The 512-nt window shown below is 25.6% G+C and carries 2 protein-coding genes; both read left to right on the top strand.

Translation table 11 applies throughout. The features are described from left to right. Positions 1-301 (top strand): GNAT family N-acetyltransferase (locus AZI32_RS17705; protein ID WP_157451003.1); only part of this gene is annotated, 301 nt, incomplete at its 5' end. Between the two features lie 16 nt (positions 302-317). After that, a partial coding sequence (locus AZI32_RS17700; RefSeq protein WP_242865333.1) for an ASCH domain-containing protein occupies positions 318-512 on the top strand: 195 nt, incomplete at its 3' end.

The raw sequence follows: 512 nt of genomic DNA, 5'->3' as shown, positions 1-512 counted from the left end.
AGATAATAAAATTGTTGGAATCATTGATTTAAGACATCATATTAATCACCCGGTACTAAGTTTATGGGGTGGTCATATAGGTTATTCTGTTCGTCCGAGCGAAAGGAAAAAAGGATATGCGACAGAGATGCTTAAACAAAATCTTGTAAATTGTAAATCATATGGACTTGATAAAGTTCTTATAACTTGTAATCATGACAATATAGGTAGTGAAAAAGTTATAATTGCTAATGGGGGAGTATTTGAGAAAAATGTAGAAGTAGATGGAAATATTATAAAACGTTATTGGATAAAACTATAAAATAGGAAAAATTTAAATGGAAAATCATATTATGACTTTAAATAATGATTGTTTTATATTAATAAAAAATGGAACTAAGACGATAGAGATGAGATTATATGATGAAAAGAGAAAGACAGTATTAAAGGGAGATTATATTACTTTTATTAATAATGATGATTGTAAAAATCAGTTAAAAGTTAAAGTTCTAGAATTATATAAATATAAGAAT

The organism is Clostridium sp. ATCC 25772 (genome assembly GCF_001573875.1).
In the GTDB taxonomy this organism is placed as follows: Bacteria; Bacillota; Clostridia; order Clostridiales; family Clostridiaceae; genus Clostridium_J; species Clostridium_J senegalense.
The sequence above is the reverse complement of the archived record's forward strand: the minus strand, read 5'-3'. Positions and strand labels throughout refer to the sequence as shown.